The sequence below is a fragment of the Neokomagataea anthophila genome (assembly GCF_018122595.1).
GTDB lineage: Bacteria > Pseudomonadota > Alphaproteobacteria > Acetobacterales > Acetobacteraceae > Gluconobacter > Gluconobacter anthophilus.
This window is the reverse complement of sequence record NZ_JAGRQH010000010.1, coordinates 62518-78675: the sequence shown is the minus strand read 5'-3', so window position 1 is coordinate 78675 and position 16158 is coordinate 62518. Positions and strand designations below refer to the sequence as shown.

The 16158-nt window shown below is 54.4% G+C and carries 15 protein-coding genes; 7 read left to right on the top strand and 8 right to left on the bottom strand.

The window, feature by feature from the left end:
- Nucleotides 1-59: 59 nt before the first annotated feature.
- Both KB213_RS11140 and tkt read right to left on the bottom strand, forming a co-directional pair.
- Nucleotides 60-2930, bottom strand: a complete 2871-nt coding sequence (locus KB213_RS11140) for a bifunctional transaldolase/phosoglucose isomerase (protein WP_346266710.1) — start codon at nt 2928-2930, stop codon at nt 60-62.
- 41 nt (nt 2931-2971) lie between these two features.
- A complete protein-coding gene (gene tkt, locus KB213_RS11135; protein ID WP_211683139.1) occupies nt 2972-5035 on the bottom strand; it encodes a transketolase in 2064 nt (687 codons plus the stop codon).
- Between the two features lie 342 nt (nt 5036-5377).
- On the opposite strand from tkt, the gene KB213_RS11130 reads away from it, so the two are divergent.
- The 3 genes from KB213_RS11130 to KB213_RS11120 all read left to right on the top strand — a co-directional run bounded on the left by KB213_RS11130 (nt 5378) and on the right by KB213_RS11120 (nt 7395).
- Nucleotides 5378-5893, top strand: coding sequence for an ankyrin repeat domain-containing protein (locus tag KB213_RS11130; RefSeq protein WP_211683137.1), 516 nt, complete (start codon nt 5378-5380; stop codon nt 5891-5893).
- Entirely contained in the window at nt 5890-6957 is a 1068-nt protein-coding gene (hisC, locus tag KB213_RS11125; RefSeq protein WP_211683135.1) for a histidinol-phosphate transaminase, read from the top strand. Before KB213_RS11130 ends, hisC begins: the two co-directional genes overlap by 4 nt.
- Nucleotides 6958-7122: 165 nt before the next feature.
- Entirely contained in the window at nt 7123-7395 is a 273-nt protein-coding gene (locus KB213_RS11120) for a hypothetical protein (RefSeq protein WP_068171345.1), read from the top strand.
- A 6-nt stretch (nt 7396-7401) separates the two neighbouring features.
- Here KB213_RS11120 and KB213_RS11115 read toward each other — a convergent pair whose 3' ends face one another.
- On the bottom strand, nt 7402-8211 hold the full coding sequence (locus tag KB213_RS11115) for a glycosyltransferase family protein (protein WP_211683133.1): 810 nt from the start codon (nt 8209-8211) through the stop codon (nt 7402-7404).
- 273 nt (nt 8212-8484) lie between these two features.
- Between KB213_RS11115 and KB213_RS11110 the strand changes: the two genes are divergently transcribed.
- The 3 genes from KB213_RS11110 to KB213_RS11100 all read left to right on the top strand — a co-directional run bounded on the left by KB213_RS11110 (nt 8485) and on the right by KB213_RS11100 (nt 10699).
- Entirely contained in the window at nt 8485-9729 is a 1245-nt protein-coding gene (locus KB213_RS11110) for an aminopeptidase (protein ID WP_211683131.1), read from the top strand.
- Entirely contained in the window at nt 9726-10214 is a 489-nt protein-coding gene (locus tag KB213_RS11105) for a hypothetical protein (protein ID WP_211683129.1), read from the top strand. The genes KB213_RS11110 and KB213_RS11105 overlap by 4 nt, the downstream gene beginning before the upstream one ends.
- Nucleotides 10215-10288: 74 nt before the next feature.
- A complete protein-coding gene (locus KB213_RS11100; RefSeq protein ID WP_211683126.1) occupies nt 10289-10699 on the top strand; it encodes a hypothetical protein in 411 nt (136 codons plus the stop codon).
- Nucleotides 10700-10716: 17 nt separating this feature from the next.
- On the opposite strand, the gene KB213_RS11095 is transcribed toward KB213_RS11100, so the two are convergent.
- From KB213_RS11095 to KB213_RS11075, 5 genes are read right to left on the bottom strand one after another with little or no spacing between them, the layout of a single operon-like run.
- Entirely contained in the window at nt 10717-11316 is a 600-nt protein-coding gene (locus tag KB213_RS11095; protein ID WP_211683124.1) for a prepilin-type N-terminal cleavage/methylation domain-containing protein, read from the bottom strand.
- Complete coding sequence (locus KB213_RS11090; RefSeq protein ID WP_211683122.1) at nt 11313-11711, bottom strand: type IV pilus modification PilV family protein; 399 nt, start codon at nt 11709-11711, stop codon at nt 11313-11315. Before KB213_RS11090 ends, KB213_RS11095 begins: the two co-directional genes overlap by 4 nt.
- Nucleotides 11704-12159: a prepilin-type N-terminal cleavage/methylation domain-containing protein gene (locus tag KB213_RS11085; RefSeq protein WP_346266709.1), complete on the bottom strand. Its 456-nt coding sequence runs from the start codon at nt 12157-12159 to the stop codon at nt 11704-11706. Before KB213_RS11085 ends, KB213_RS11090 begins: the two co-directional genes overlap by 8 nt.
- Before the next feature lie 23 nt (nt 12160-12182).
- Nucleotides 12183-13439, bottom strand: a complete 1257-nt coding sequence (locus KB213_RS11080) for a type II secretion system F family protein (protein ID WP_211683120.1) — start codon at nt 13437-13439, stop codon at nt 12183-12185.
- Between the two features lie 2 nt (nt 13440-13441).
- Nucleotides 13442-15160: a GspE/PulE family protein gene (locus KB213_RS11075; RefSeq protein WP_249110518.1), complete on the bottom strand. Its 1719-nt coding sequence runs from the start codon at nt 15158-15160 to the stop codon at nt 13442-13444.
- Nucleotides 15161-15199: 39 nt separating this feature from the next.
- Between KB213_RS11075 and KB213_RS11070 the strand changes: the two genes are divergently transcribed.
- A complete protein-coding gene (locus KB213_RS11070) occupies nt 15200-16045 on the top strand; it encodes a prepilin peptidase (protein ID WP_211683118.1) in 846 nt (281 codons plus the stop codon).
- Nucleotides 16046-16158: the final 113 nt, after the last annotated feature.

Below are 16158 nucleotides of genomic sequence, written 5' to 3'. Positions count from 1 at the left end.
GGCGAACCGCTATGTTCCCGCCCATACGCCCAAGGCCAATAATCCCAATACGCATTGACTTAGCCTTTCTTGATAGCTGAACGAAGTGCTGCGGCAAGCGCCTTCAACCCTTCTTCCAGCGAACCGCTGATGTGTACCCGCAGCGCACGACGACCACGGTTTGAAAGCACCTCAAAGTCACCACGTGCCTGAGCCGCCTTCACCACACCGAATGTAAACCCGTAACCTGGGACCGGCACATCCGCCGCATCATCCGCCGTAATCTGGAGGAAAACACCGCTATCTGGACCACCCTTATAAGCTTGACCTGTAGAGTGCAGGAAGCGCGGGCCAAACTCAGCAGCCGTTGCAGACTTCAGAGCGTCACGCACATCAAGGCGCAGCGCTTGGAGCCATGCACGCGTTTCTTTATCGCGCTCGATATAAGCCAGAAGGCCAACATAATCGCCGGCACCGACACGATCAAAATGCGCTTTCAAGATCGCAACAGTATCGGCTTTTTTCAGTGCTTCCGTGTTCTTCGCATCTGCGTAGAAGGCAAAAGCACCATCTTTTGCAAATGGTGTTTCTGGAGGCAGAGAGCCCGTCTCAGCATAAGCAGAGGTCAGCTTGCGTGTTTCCACTTTGCTGAACTCAACATCTGGCTGATCAAACGGGTCAATCTCCAGCACCGAGCCTGCAACCGCCGTCGCAAATTCGAAGACAAAGAATGCCTGACCAAGCTGCACTTCGTCGCCAAGGCGCAGCGTCACCACCGGCGCACCAGCTTCACGCAGAGCAGCCAAACGTGCATCTGGCTTTGCATCACCCAGAAGAATATCCACGAACACACGATCCGTACCGTAATGATCCGGTGTTGTCAGTGTTTCTTCATCAATAGGGATCAGACCCTTGCCCTGCTTGCCTGTGCTTTCCGCAATCAACTGCTCAAGCCAAGCACCGACTGTTTCCACACCAGCAGACGTTTGGATCGTGACCTTGTCACGCCCATAACGGGTTGCAGCCGCACCGAGGATCAAACCAAGCTGTGCACCCGGGTTAATCTGTGCTGGAGCAGACGCGCCACAGCTATCAACCATCAGCAACGTGCTGGTCAGGAATTCCTGCACATCAATGCCGCTAGCAGCAGCCGGGACGAGACCGAAATTGGACAGAACGGAGAAACGACCACCAATCTTCGGATCACCGTAGAAGATATGTCCGAATTTGTGCTCTTCCGCCACGCTCTGCATTTTGGAGCCAGGATCCGTGATCGCTACGAAGTGCTCACCCGGTGCCTTGCCCAGAGCTTTTTCTGCAACATCCCAGAAATGCGCGAACAGGATGTTTGGCTCAAGCGTACCGCCTGACTTGCTGGCCACAATGAAGAGCGTTTTCTTCAGATCAACAGACTTCTCAAACGTCTTGACCTGCTGTGGGTCCGTGCTGTCCAGCACATGCAGCTTAGGCCAGCCAACAGCTTGGCCAAACGTCGCACCCAACACTTCTGGGCCAAGGCTGGAGCCGCCCATACCCAGCAGCAGAACATCACTAAAGCCACGAGACTTCACGTCACGCGCGAATGCTTCAAGTTCTGCAACATTCTTCAGGCGCTCTTGAACGATATCCAGCCAGTTCAGCCAGTTCCCTTCTGGGCCACCTGTCCAAACCGTCGCATCTTTTTCCCAAACACGGCGAACCTTACCGTCTTTGTTCCAAGCACCTTCAAGAGCGGCAACGTCATCACGCAAATCAGCAGGAAGGTCTGCGCTGAATTGCAGCAAACGCTGCCCCAAAACAATCTCACGCTTTTCCGCAACAGCGCCTAAGAGCGTGTCAAACGATGCACTGAAAGCCGCACAACCGTCTTTCACCAGCTTATCGGTCACACCCGCCAGATCCAGAGACAGACGCTCCGCCTCAGACAGAACATGCCGTGCATCTTCAACATTTTCCGTCAGGCTAGCGCGCAGCTTACCATGATCACGGAACGCATCAAATGTTGCCGGAGGGATCGTGTTAACCGTTTCCGGGCCAATCAGCTCTTCAACGTACAGAACGTCTGAATAAGCCTTGTCCTTGGTGCCTGTGCTGGCCCACAGCAGACGTTGTGGCTGTGCACTCTTAGCGGCAAGAGCCTTCCAACGGTCTGTAGCTTTAATATCCAGATAATACTGGTAAGCCAGCTTTGCATTTGCAATCGCAACCTTACCGCGCAGGGATTTCAGCGTTTCCGCATCCTTGTCACCCGCAGCAACGCGGCGGTCGATCTCGCCATCAATTTTCCCATCGATACGGCTCACGAAGAAGGAAGCGACACTGGCGATGCCCGAAATCTCTTCACCCTTTGCAGCGCGTTCTTCCAAGCCAGAGATATAGGCTTCAAGAACCGCTTTATAAGCATCCAGTGAGAAGAGAAGCGTTACGTTGACATTGATGCCATCCGCAATCGCTTCACGAACCGCCTTCGCACCTTCTGCCGTACCTGGGATCTTGATCATCAGGTTCTTGCGGTCAACCGTCTTCCACAAGCGGCGTGCTTCCGCGATCGTACCTTCTGTATCAAAAGCCAGATAAGGCGATACTTCGAGGCTGACATAGCCATCCAAGCCATTCGTCTTATCAAAGACGGGGCGGAGTTCTGCACAAGCGGCGCGAATATCATCAATCGCCAGCGTTTCGTACAAATCACCCGGTGACAAAGCACCGTCTTTCAGCAAAGAGCGAATTTGCGGATCGTATTCCGTGCCTTTGCCGATCGCTTTTTCAAAGATTGCGGGGTTAGAGGTCACCCCACGCAAACCATCTTCGTCAACGAGCTTCTTCAAGCTACCAGCTTCTGTGAAGCTGCGCTGAATGAAGTCCAGCCACGGGGACTGACCATACTCGGCCAGCCCCTGCAACACGTTGGCTACGCTAGCACCCGGTGTTTTTGAGATCGTGTCACCCACTGTTTCTCTCCATGTGTCTTCGTAGATTAAATCCGAAATGCTTACTTCGCCGTGCTACGCGCGGCTTGTGCTTTACCAGCTTCGTAAACTGCTTCCGGCGTGAAGCCGAACTTCTTTTGCAGCAACGCAGCCGGGGCGGAAGCACCGAAACCATGCATCGCAATGATGGCCCCGCCAATCCCTGTGTAACGGTCCCAACCAAAGGCAGATGCTTGTTCAACCGCAACGCGGCCCACAACATCTGGCGGCAGAACCTCATCACGGTAAGCCTGATCCTGTGCCTCAAAGAGATCGAAGCTCGGGATGGATACAACGCGGGCCTTTACACCCTCAGCCGTCAGCTTTTCATAAGCATCAACCACCAAGGAAACTTCAGAGCCTGATGCCATCAAAATAACGTCTGGCTTACCTTCACAGCTTGCCAGCACATAAGCACCCTTTGCCAAGCCAGAAGCCGGTGCGTATTTCGTACGATCCAACGTCGGTAGGTTTTGACGGCTCAGGATCAGTACCGCAGGCTTATGGTTTAACGGGATCAGCGTACGCCATGCTTCAGCCACTTCGTTGGCATCCGATGGGCGAATGGTCATCACTTCTGGCGTTGCACGCAGTTGAGCCAGTTGTTCGATTGGCTGATGGGTCGGCCCATCTTCACCCACACCGATGGAGTCATGCGTAAAGACATACAGAACTGGCAGTTCCATAATCGCAGACAGACGGATCGGAGCCTTCATGTAATCTGAGAAGATCAAGAAGCCTGAACCGTAAGAGCGGATACCGGATAGCGCGATGCCATTACAAATAGAGCCCATCGCATGCTCACGCACACCGAAATGCAGGTTGCGGCCTGCATAGCTACCGCCCCACTTCTCCGGCTGGAACGACTCTGCGCCCTTGATATCTGTCTTTGTTGAAGGCGACAGATCAGCAGAACCACCAACCAGCCATGGCAAGTTCTTCGCAACAGCGTTCAACACCTGACCGGAGCTTGCACGTGAGGCGATACCCTTTGGATCTGCGGGGTAGACCGGAATATCTTTATCCCAGCCCTCTGGCAGACCACCATTGAGGATCAGCTCAACTTCAGCGGCTTCCTTCGGGAAGGCTTCTTTATATTTCGCAAACAGAGCGCGCCATTCTGCACTTGCAGCCGCACCGCGCTTACCAATGCCGTCAGCGAAATGCTCACGTACACCGTCTGGAACGAAGAAATCAGGTGCATCTTCTGGCCAGCCATAAGCAGCCTTCGCACCCTTAATTTCAGCACCACCCAGCGGTTCACCATGCGCAGAGGCTGTGCCAGCCTTTTTCGGAGCGCCATAACCAATGACCGTCTTCAGAACGATCAAGCTTGGACGATCTTTAACCGCGCGTGCCGCTTTCAACCCCGCAAGGATGGCATCAACATCATTGCCATCATCCAGCGTTTGAACATGCCAGCCATAAGCCTTGAAGCGATCCGCAACATTTTCCGTCAGAGCAATGTCTGTTGAACCTTCAATTGAAATCTGGTTCGAGTCATAAACCCATGTCAGATTACCAAGACCAAGATGCCCAGCCGTTGAAGCTGCTTCAGACGTAACGCCTTCCATCATATCACCATCACCACAGAACACGGTGACATGATAATTAAACAGGTCAAAACCCGGGCGGTTATACGTCGCAGCCAGCCATTTTTCGGCCATCGCCATACCGACTGAGTTACCACAACCCTGCCCCAGAGGGCCTGTCGTTGTTTCAATACCTGCTGTGAAGCGATATTCTGGGTGACCCGGGGTGCGAGAGTTCAACTGACGGAACTGCGTCAGATCTTCCAACGTCAGAGCTGGGCGGTCAACCACCTTCCCACCTTCAATGTCCTTCACGCCAGTGAGGTGCAGCGTAGAGTACAGAAGCATCGAAGCATGCCCGATGGACAACACAAAGCGGTCACGTGCTGGCCATAACGGATCTGCTGGATCATAGTTCAGGTCATGCTGCCACACCGCATACATGGCTGGTGCCATTGCCATTGCCGTTCCGGGATGCCCGGAATTGGCGCGCTCAACACCATCCATGGAAAGGGTGCGGATCGTATTGATACCGAGTTGGGAAAGAGTGCTCATCGGTACTGAATCTCCGGCTCATGAAACGCTGAAGGGACACTATGTCATACGCCCCGCGTTTTCGTCCCCTCTGGGATGGCGCGATATGACATGAAACGCAATGGTACAGCCGTTCGCCTTTTCGTGAAGCACGCATTCGTGCGCACCAAAACTGCCATTTAACGGCTATCCTTGCAAAAAAATCATTCCTGCCTTGAATCTAACGCGGCCTTCCGCATGACTTACATCATTCCTCACCCGCAAAAAGACAGACTTTGCACCTACGCCATGAACCCGCTAGGATTCACTCACTCCACGCAGCCGCGCGGATTTCTTCTTCGTTTACCGGTATGAAACAGCCCTATGACCGCCTCGCCGATCAACTTCTCCCCAGAACAGATCACCGCGCTCTTTATTGAGGCCGCCCGCTCTGGGGATATGGACCTACTGCGTCAGTTCCTTGATGCGGGAATGGACATTAATGCCGCGGATACCCGCGGATACACCGCACTCATTATTGCCGCCTATAACGGGCACGAAGAAGCCGTACGCCTCCTACTCGAAAAAGGCGCTGCGCCAGACATCGTGGACCTCAAAGGCGCAACGGCCTTGTCTGGCGTCGCCTTCAAAGGCAACTTAGCCATTGCAGAGTGCCTCATCGCTCACGGCGCTACGGTCGACCATGCTAATCACGCCGGCCGTACCCCTTTGATGTTTGCCCTCATGTTTGGCCGCGAAGAGATGGCACGTCACCTCATCAAGCACGGCGCCTCCCCGGACATACAGGACGCTGAAGGCGTCTCTGTCCGTGATATCGCGGAAAAACAAGGGCTGTCTGCTCTCCTGCCAACATCATCACAACCAAAGACCACACCATGAGCCGCTTTTGGAACGCACGGGTCCACGCCCTTCACCCTTATATTCCGGGTGAGCAGCCACATATTTCTGATTTACTGAAATTAAACACCAACGAGTCACCTTACGGCCCGAGTCCTCTCGCCAAAGCAGCCGTAAGCGCCGCAGCGCAAGATGATTTACGTCTCTATCCAGACCCGCTCGCTACAGAACTGCGTGAAACCATCGCCACACTGCATAGCACAACGCCCGACCGTATTTTCGTTGGCAACGGCTCTGACGAAGTTCTGGCGCATGTCTTCCGCGGCCTGTTCCACGATGATGCCCCTCTTTTCTTTTCCGATGTAACGTATGGATTTTACCCCGTCTTCTGCGGCCTGTTTGAACAGCCAGCGCAAGAACTTCCACTGGCAGACGATTATACAATCGACATTACCGCTTATGACGCACAAGAAGAGAGAGAATGCGGCGGGATCATTGTCGCGAACCCCAACGCCAACACCGGCCTCAGCCTTTCTCTCCACGATATCGAGACACTTGCTCAACGCCACCCGAACCGGGTCGTCGTTATTGATGAAGCTTATGTCGATTTCGGAGCAGAAAGCGCTATCCCTTTAACCAAAACCTACGACAACCTGCTCGTGGTCCAGACATTATCCAAATCTTACGCACTTGCAGGTCTACGCGTCGGTTTTGCCATAGGCTCCCCCGATCTCATTGAAGGCCTCAACCGCGTTAAAGACAGTTTCAACTCCTACCCCTTGTCCCGCCCCTCACAGGCCGGCGCCATCGCGGCACTGAAAGATCAAGCATGGCTGAAGAACATTACAAGCCGTGTTCAAACCACGCGGGACCGCCTAATTCCAGAGCTTGAAAATCTCGGCTTCCAAGTTTTGCCATCCTGTGCCAATTTCATCCTTGTGCGCCACCCGGCGCATCCAGCCGGATCACTCGCCGCCCAATTACGGGAACGAGCCATTCTGGTACGGCACCTTTCAACCCCGCGTATCCGGGACTGGCTACGCATCACGATTGGCACAGATGAGGACAGCACCCGCCTGACGGACACGCTGAAAGACCTACTCTAACCACCCATCGTGAACCCACGGGCGTTTTACGCCCTCAGCGATCATGACCCTTCGGAGGCTATGCCGCACGTATCTGACCGGTACGAGCCATAGTCCGCCTTCCGCCAGTGCAACAACTGGCGGGCAAACGCGTTTTCCGACGTTACGTGTAGAAAGACCAAGACCATGCGTTCATTTCACGGACAAATGTCCGACAACCAACCCATCCGTCGCAACACAGCGGAAAAAGAAAAGCAGTTGCGGGACCTGAAAGAGACTTTGGGCACCATGAAGTCTCATACCTCCCCTGCGCTCAAAGAAAGCATTCAGCGCCGCATCCGTGAACTGGAGAGCGAACTCCGCGCTGATGCCCGTGACAAAGCCGCACGCGCCGCAAACCGCGGCCCAGACGCACAACGTCCACGCCGCCCACGCCGCGAGACCATTCGCTCTATGTAATGTGAGCTATGCGATGCGCCCGGCCTCATGCCACGCATCGCCCATGCACTGTAAACGAAACGGATGCATTCCATCCGTTTCCGTCAACACATAATACGCCGTATAATCGCCTGTCGGCCGCCCCTTCCGGTGGCGCATCATATCAAACACACGCCGATCTGCGGTCATATACGTTTCATCGCCCGGCATCGGCTGATTCCATAAATCCAGAGCTTCTGGCACACGCACCCGGTCGAGCATTAAGCAATTAGGGTCCACAAACCCACCGTACCGCTCACGGAACACACCGCCCCCCGGCCCGACAGATTCCCATAAATCCTCACAAATCGGCCGCAATGTTTTCGGGTGTACAAAATGTCGGCCTGACCATGCCCAGTCACCACCTTCAATCGCCTCTAACAACCCGGCCAGATGATGTGGTGCCCACCAATTATCATCGTCCAAATAAGCAATGCGCGGCGCATTCGCGAGTTGACTCAAAACAGAGCGCAGCACGCCACCATCACGCGCACGCCCCAACCCACCATGCCGCTGGGACGTTGAATATCCCGGCCATAGAACCGACACGACACAATGCGCCGGCCGCGCAGCACAAGCACGCTCTAATAACGCCATCGCATAGTCAGGCGGCGTACGGTCCACACCAATCATCACCTGAATGCGTAAGATTTTCCCATCCCTGCCCTTTTGCGCAAAAATAGATTGCAACGCATGGAACAAAGACGGGCGCAACAAACTCGGCATCACAACCGCCACATCAAAAGGCGCCTGCCCCAAAACACCATCATCTGCGTAAATATGTAATCCCGGCTGCATCAATCGTGCTGTCCTTTTGCTCTGCACCGCTCCTCCGAAGGGCTTTACCCCCCTTAGAGCGGCCCTAAGTTTTCAAAAGCTCTGATAAAAATTCGCTCCAACGAACAAAGCACCTTATGGGCCACGAACATCGGCAAATAGGAAACTGACAAAGAACTGACATTAAGCTGAACATCCCTAAAGTCTCTCGGCAAAAGCCCCCTTGCACTTCCCGCGCCTAGAGACCACCATAAGCAACAAAATCTTTAAACGTGATGCCTGAAAGTTCTGGACGTGACGACACATTCTTTTACCCATGAACAACTTCTTGACCGCCTCGGCGAAGTCGCCGTGCGCGTCGGCCTGAATATTCAACCGGGCCAACAACTCGTCATCACCGCACCGCTAGATGCTGTGTCCCTCGTCCGCCGCGTCACAGAACACGCTTACCGCGCTGGCGCATCCCTCGTCACCACGCTTTACGCTGACGATGAAGCCACCCTCGCACGTTACATCCATGCCCCCGATGATGCGTTCGATACTGCTCCTGTCTGGATGGCCGAGGGCCTCGCTCGTGCCTTCCGTGAAGGCGCTGCCCGTATGGCCATTACAGGTGCCAACCCAACACTCCTCGCGGGACAAGACCCTGAGCGCATCGCACGCGCCAACCGCGCAAACTCTGCGGCCAACCGCCCCGCGATGGAACTCATCACGCAATTCGCCGTCAACTGGAACATCATCGCCTGCGCCACCCCCGCATGGGCCGCACAAGTCTTCCCGGACCTCTCCCCAGAAGATGCGCTCGCGGCACTATGGCAGGGCATTTTCGCTTCTTCACGCGTTGACCGCGAAGACCCCGTCGCGGAGTGGAAAGCGCATAACGCACGCCTGTACGCCCGTGCTGAATACATGAACACCACCCGTTTTGACACGCTACACTTCACTGGCCCCGGCACAGACCTCACCGTTGGTTTGGCAGATGGTCACCTTTGGTCTGGTGGCGCCGAAAAAGCTGGGAATGGCGTGATTTGTAATCCTAACATTCCGACAGAAGAAATTTTCACCACGCCGCATTGTGCCCGCGTTGATGGCCATGTGTGCAGCACCAAGCCTCTCTTCCACCAAGGCACCCTGATTGATAATATTGCCGTACGCTTTGAAGCTGGCCGTATTGTTGAAGCCTCCGCCAGCAAGGGCGAAAACGTTCTCAAGCGTATTCTCGACACGGATGAAGGCGCACGCCGCATCGGTGAAGTCGCGCTCGTACCGCATTCTTCTCCGATCTCAGCTAGTAATATTCTCTATTGCAACACGCTGTTTGACGAAAATGCTTCCAGCCATATTGCCCTTGGTCAAGCCTACACAAAATGCATGATAGACCCAGAAGGCCAAACGACCGAAGAACTCATCGCACGTGGAGCCAATGACTCCTTAATCCATATCGATTGGATGATCGGGTCTGACAAAATTGATGTCGATGGCATTAAAAATGGCGAACGCACGCCACTGATGCGTGCTGGTGAGTGGGTTCTTTCATGATCAAGCGCTGCCTTCTCACAGGGCTTACAACCCTTTTGGCCATCGTTCCCGCCTGTGCTCAAAGCGCAGGCGGATCATTCTTGCCAGAAACACAGCCGACCGCCATTCCCGCACAAACACTTGCAGATGCACAGCGCGTTTCTGCCTACATCCTGCCTGAAGCGTTTTTCACCAACGCTGCTGATACCCTCAATGCTCTTCAAGCGGCCAACATACAGCCACCTAATACACAAGGTGCCAGCCTAGATGACGTGATCAGCCGTACGGCACAAGTGCCCCATCTGCCTGAAATACTAGCAATCCACGACTTCACCCCCGAAAGCTTTGTACTCGGCATGTCGGCCTTCAATATGAGTCTTGCAGCGCGCAGCCATCACCTTCCCCCCGGCATCCCCCAACCAGCACCGCAAAACCTCTCAGCACTACAAACACACGCCACCCAAACAAATACAATTCTACAAGCACTCAACGGCCCAACGCACTAAACCCGTACGGTCTGCGCACCATCACCTCCTGCCCGCTACGGCAGTCCTTTAGTTCGCCTTAAAGATAAAACCCTATGCCGATCTCGCTTGACCCAAAAACACTGCCTGCGCTCAACATTATCGACCTTGCGACACAAGGCCTCATCGTCCGCGCTGAACGTGAAACACCAACGGATGGCCTTCCCGTTTTCATCACGCGGCCGGGTTGGGAAGAACTCCTCACAACCCACACCAATGATGCGGCAAACGGCGCCAATATTGTGCTCCCAGCACTCGAAAAAGCCGTACACCGCCTTTTGGCTCATGCCGCTCAAGCAGCCAGTGAAGATAAAACCTTCGCACCATTGGTCACCGTTGAAAGCGATCTCTTTAACAGTGCGACATCAGTGCTACTGACCTTTGTACGTGACAGCACACACCCTGTTGCTTGCGTACTCATCGGCACTGAGCCACATATCGCCACAGTGCTCAAAGACCGCACTTAACGATAAAACACCATCCGCTAAGACGGCTCACCGCCACCAGCTAACAGCGGATGGATTAAAATATCAGGCCAACGCTGCCCAGCTTTCATAAAGGCAAAATGCACCCGCACCAGTTGGGGCAGGTGCGGCGTATTCCATACATGGTGCCAACCTGCCCCCCCCTCTGCCATCCCATAATACGAAAACTCTACGCCCTTCACCCCTCCCATGAGCACTTCTTCTTGGAAACCCTCATCAGGCGACAAACACCGAGTATGCACATAAGGGCGCCAACGCAGCACAAAATTATGCTCTGCATTCACACCCAGCCCCACTTCAGCTTCGCGGGTATACCCGCCTCCGACTGACAGCCAACTCACTAACTTCAAACGGTCAGCACCACCACTCAGCGCCGCGGGACCGCCATCATCACCTTGGTCCGCACGTGTCATCATCCGCCGCAACGCATCTTCAGTATCCTGCGCCTGCTCGACAGAAACCGAAAGCTGCTCACCACTACGCCACCCGCGCGTCCCTACGCCAATGCCCGTCCATAATGCTAAAGACAGCAAACCAAACACCACCAAAACAACCATGATTTCCAGCAAGGTAAACCCTGCATCACGTTGCCTCATCATGGTGCCTCCACCGCGTCACGCACTAACCGCTCTGATAACACTACACCGTGCCCAGTAGCGCCCCATTCCACGCGTATATTAACCTGATATAACGCCAGAACACGCCCTCCAGCAGCATGCCCCCTCGCAACCTGCCGCGTTTCAATCGTGCTTTGAAAACCACGCATCAAGGTCACTTTTCTCTCTCCCGGCGTCAGCCGAGGCAGCATCATCTCGGCATCCAGCTCAGAACGCGCCAGTGAAAGCGCTTGTAATTGATCAACCGCTCGCCCTTCGCCACTTAACCCCGTTGATAAAGCGCCCATCATCGCCGCCAAGGCGATACCAGCAATCATAAGGGCAACAATAACCTCTAAAAGTGTGAAGCCGCGCTCCTGCTCCACACGGTTACCCATGATTTTGCACCATAATCCGCCCGGTCATCGGGCTCAGCGTAATGCGTGCCCTGAGCCGACCATAATGCAGCACAATCGGCATGCCCTCCGCCGTGCCATCCGCAGAAAAATGCTCCGTAATGCGCTCAACACTCTGATCACTGCTCACCTCAACCGGCGTGACCAATGGCTCCACCATCACATGAAGCCCATCCATCACAGAAACGGTCCGGGACGGCACATCAAACTGCATCATGACATCATGCCCTTGCAGCATAGCCTCACGCCGCGCTGCCTGTAGGGCAGACACCACACGCAACCGCCCATCAGAAAATGTCATGGCGTCGCTCCGCAACGGCCCTCGCGTTAACACTAGGCCGATCAAAAGCCCTGCGATCACCAGCACAACCAACATTTCCAGCAAGGTAAAGCCCGCATCGCAGCCGCTGAGCGAAGTCTTCTCCTTCACTGGATACAAGCCATGCCCCCGCATCAATGCGCCAAATCATTCAGGCTCAACATCGCCAACAACAAGGCGGATACAATACCGGCAACGATTAACCCCATAATCACCGTAATCGCTGGCACCAAAATTGCCAAAAGACGCTGCACCGTGACCCGCACCGCCTCTTCATGCACATCCGCCGCCCGCAAAGCGATCGAGGCCAACTGCGCCGTTTCTTCCCCCACACGCAAAAAATGCGTCATTTCCCGCGGGTACACGTCAGCTCGTTCTAAAGAAACAGCTAAGCTTCCACCTTCACGCACCACACCCGTAGCGCGGGTCAGCGCTTGAGCTCCAGAACGGTTACCTATTACCCCGCCCGTAATGCGCAATGCTCCCACTAAAGACACACCATTTTGCAATAATGTTCCCAAAGTACGCGTCAATTGTGCCGCCATCACATGACGCAAGAGCGTGCCGATCACCGGCACTCTCAAAAGAAAATGATCCGCCCGAAATCGTATATCTGGCCGCCGTAGCGCCATACGCCCAGCCGCAACGCACACTCCCACACCGATGAGCATAAAAAGCCCCCAATGCGTTAAGACATCCCCCGCAGCAATGACCACTCGCGTCATCATGGGTAACGCCACACCATTTTCTTCAAAAAGAGGTACAAATTGCGGCAGAACATGGGTCAGTAACAGCACAACAGACCCGATCGACGCGATCATTAAGACGGTTGGATAGATCATGGCGGACTGTATCGTCGCAGCCAAGCGGCGCTCCCGTTCCAATACATCCGCCAAACGCTCCAGCGCGTCATGCAACGCGCCACCAGCTTCACCAGCCCTGACCAAACCAACATAAAGCTTGGAAAATACGCCCCCCGTAGCCTCCAACGCATCAGCAAAAGAAGCACCATCACGCACACGATCACGCAGCTGCGTGATTAATGCTTTCATTTTATCAGACGGCGCGGTCTCCCCCAAAAAACGCAAAGCACGATCCAGATCCAGCCCAGCGCCCAACATTGTGGCTAATTTCCGCGTAAAATCCGAAATGTCTGCTGGCCTAAAGCGTGTACGCCGCAACGCCTGCAGCCACGATCCCCCCGCACGCCCGACACCTCCATCTGACGTATGCCGCACATCCAAAGGCATCAACTTCTTTTGCCGTAGGGACGCAATCACTTGCGCCTCCCCCGTGGCATTAAGCTCTCCTGTCACGACAACGCCATCAACACCAACAGCACGATACTGCCACAGCGTTGCCTGCGTTTCAGAGATTGCCCCCTCCGCCACGGTCAGCCTTCCGCCCCAACGGCACGACTGACCTCTTCAAGGGTCGTCTTCCCTTGCAACGCAGCCTGAAGCCCCGCCCGGAACATGGTTTCCATCCCTTCTTCCATAGCCGCTGCCTCAATCTCCACATGGTCCGCCCCTGACAAGATCAGCCGCGTTACCGCTTTGGAAGGATTTAAATACTCTGCAATCGCCAAACGCCCACGATACCCCGTGTGGCGACACTCCGGACACCCACGCGCCTGCCACAACGTATGGCCTTCATGTGTCTCCAGCCCCAACCGCGCCGCTAATTCCGGCATTACGGGGCCCGGCTCACAGCAAGCTGTGCATAAACGCCGCACCAAACGCTGCGCGAGAACCCCCCGCAAAACAGCCGTCAGCAAATAATCTTCAAGCCCCATATCGCGCAAACGCGTCACCGCAGCAGCAGCCGAGTTCGTATGCAACGTGGAAAGCACCAAATGCCCCGTTAACGCCGCCTGTACCGCAATCTGAGCCGTTTCAAGATCACGAATTTCGCCAACCATGATCACATCCGGATCTTGGCGCAAAAGCGCACGCAATAAACTTGAGAAATTCAACCCAATGGCCGGGCGCGTTTGGATCTGGTTGATACCACTGAGTTGGTACTCAATCGGGTCTTCCACCGTCATGACATTACGTTCAGTCGCGTTCAGGCCGGACAAACCGGTATAGAGAGTGGTGGTTTTCCCGCTCCCTGTTGGCCCCGTCACCAACACAATGCCATTCGGCATTTCCAGCGCATTACGAAACAATTCAATAATCGACTGAGACAAACCCAAATTAGCATAATCAAAACGCACCGCCGTACGATCCAACACACGCAGCACAACAATTTCACCATGTAAACCGGGCACCGTCGACACACGGAAATCGACCTCATGCCCACGCACAGCCAATTTGATACGCCCATCCTGCGGCAAACGACGCTCCGCAATATCCAACCGGGCCATAATTTTAACGCGAGAAATCAACGCCGCCGTCATGCGCGGGCTTAAACTATCCGCCTCATGCAGCACGCCATCATAACGATAGCGCACAACCAACCGGTTCTCATCCGGTTCAATATGAATATCGGATGCCCTATTCTCCACAGCACGAAAAATAATTTGATTCACCAACCGAATAATCGGCGCTTCACTCGCCAAATCTTTCAAACGGTCTGTATCATCCTCGGCCAAATCATCCTGCGCTGCCGTATTCTCTTCCGCCGCATCTGCCGTCTCTTCCGGATATAAACGGTTCAACGCCGCATCAATATCCGATATTTTTCCAGCTTCACGGCACACATCACGCCCCACAGCCAAACTCACAGCATCCGCCGTAAAGTCATCCTGTGGATCTGCCATGACCACATGCATCACCGCGCCATTATCATGAAACGGAATAATCCGCGCTTGCCGGACAAAACGACTTGTCAGCACCTCACCACATAGGGGCTCTTCAAGCTGTGCCAACATCTCTGCCGTAATCAAAGAACGCCCTAGAAGGGCTGCATACGTGCTCGCTAGGTCCGCCTCCGTGACCAAACCGAGTTGCAACATCACGGCAGCTAAACTCTGCCCACTTTCTGCGGCGACTGCCTTACCCCGTTCAACAACCCGCTCATCACATACACCGCTTTTCACAAGCCAGTGTCCCAAATCTTCTGCCGGTTCCATCAGTGCAACGTCATTCATCGTTTGATCATCTCTCATGACTTGCCGCCCCGAAAACGTTCCGGCAGGTTAGGCTGTATGAGCATAATCCACGTCCCAACACATTGGCCACTCATGGCACTATCCATTGAAACACTTTGGCCGTTTATGCTCATTTCGCCCATTATTGGCAGCTTCCTTGGCGTATTAATTAATCGTATTCCCAATAAACGCGCTTTTATTGTTGGGCGCTCTCACTGTGATACCTGTCACTCACCATTACGTCCGTGGGAGATGGTACCTATCCTCTCCTATCTGCGTCAACGCGGGCGATGCCAACATTGTCAGCACCCAATCGATCCATTTCACTTTTATATTGAACTCATCGCCTGCGGCGTGCCTCTTTCCGCATGGATCATTGCCATTAGCACCACTCCCACGCTGCCTTCCTCACTAGACCTCGTATGGACCTGCATACTCGGCTGGGGACTACTCGCCTTAAGCTGGATTGATCTGCGCTGCTTTCGTTTGCCTGACAGCCTCACACTCCCCCTTCTACTCTTGGGGCTTCTCAATGGTACATGGAGTGATGCTGTACTCTCCAATGGTCTGTCTTGGTTCGGCGATACACTCATGGACCACCTAGAAGGCTGCTTCTTGGGATATACGCTCTTCGCCGGTATCGCTTGGCTGTATAAAGCTCTCAAAGGCCGGGCCGGCCTTGGCGCGGGCGATGCCAAATTACTCGCTGCAGGCGGCGCATGGCTTGGGATGAGCGCTGTGCCACATATTATTCTCTATGCCGCCTTGCTCGGTATAGCACATATGCTCACCAACCGCGTTCTCAAACACGACACAAAGACATGGAGCAAAGCTATTCCTTTTGGGCCTTCCCTCGCCCTCGCAATCTGGTGGATACGCCTGATCTCTAACCAAACACTTTAAGAACGACCCTTGCGTAAAACCCGTAAAGCTTTCAAAATCCTCCCTTAATCATACTGCCAATAGAGTACATCATTCCACTTTAGGCCCGATATGGCCCTCAGGAGTATAAGACG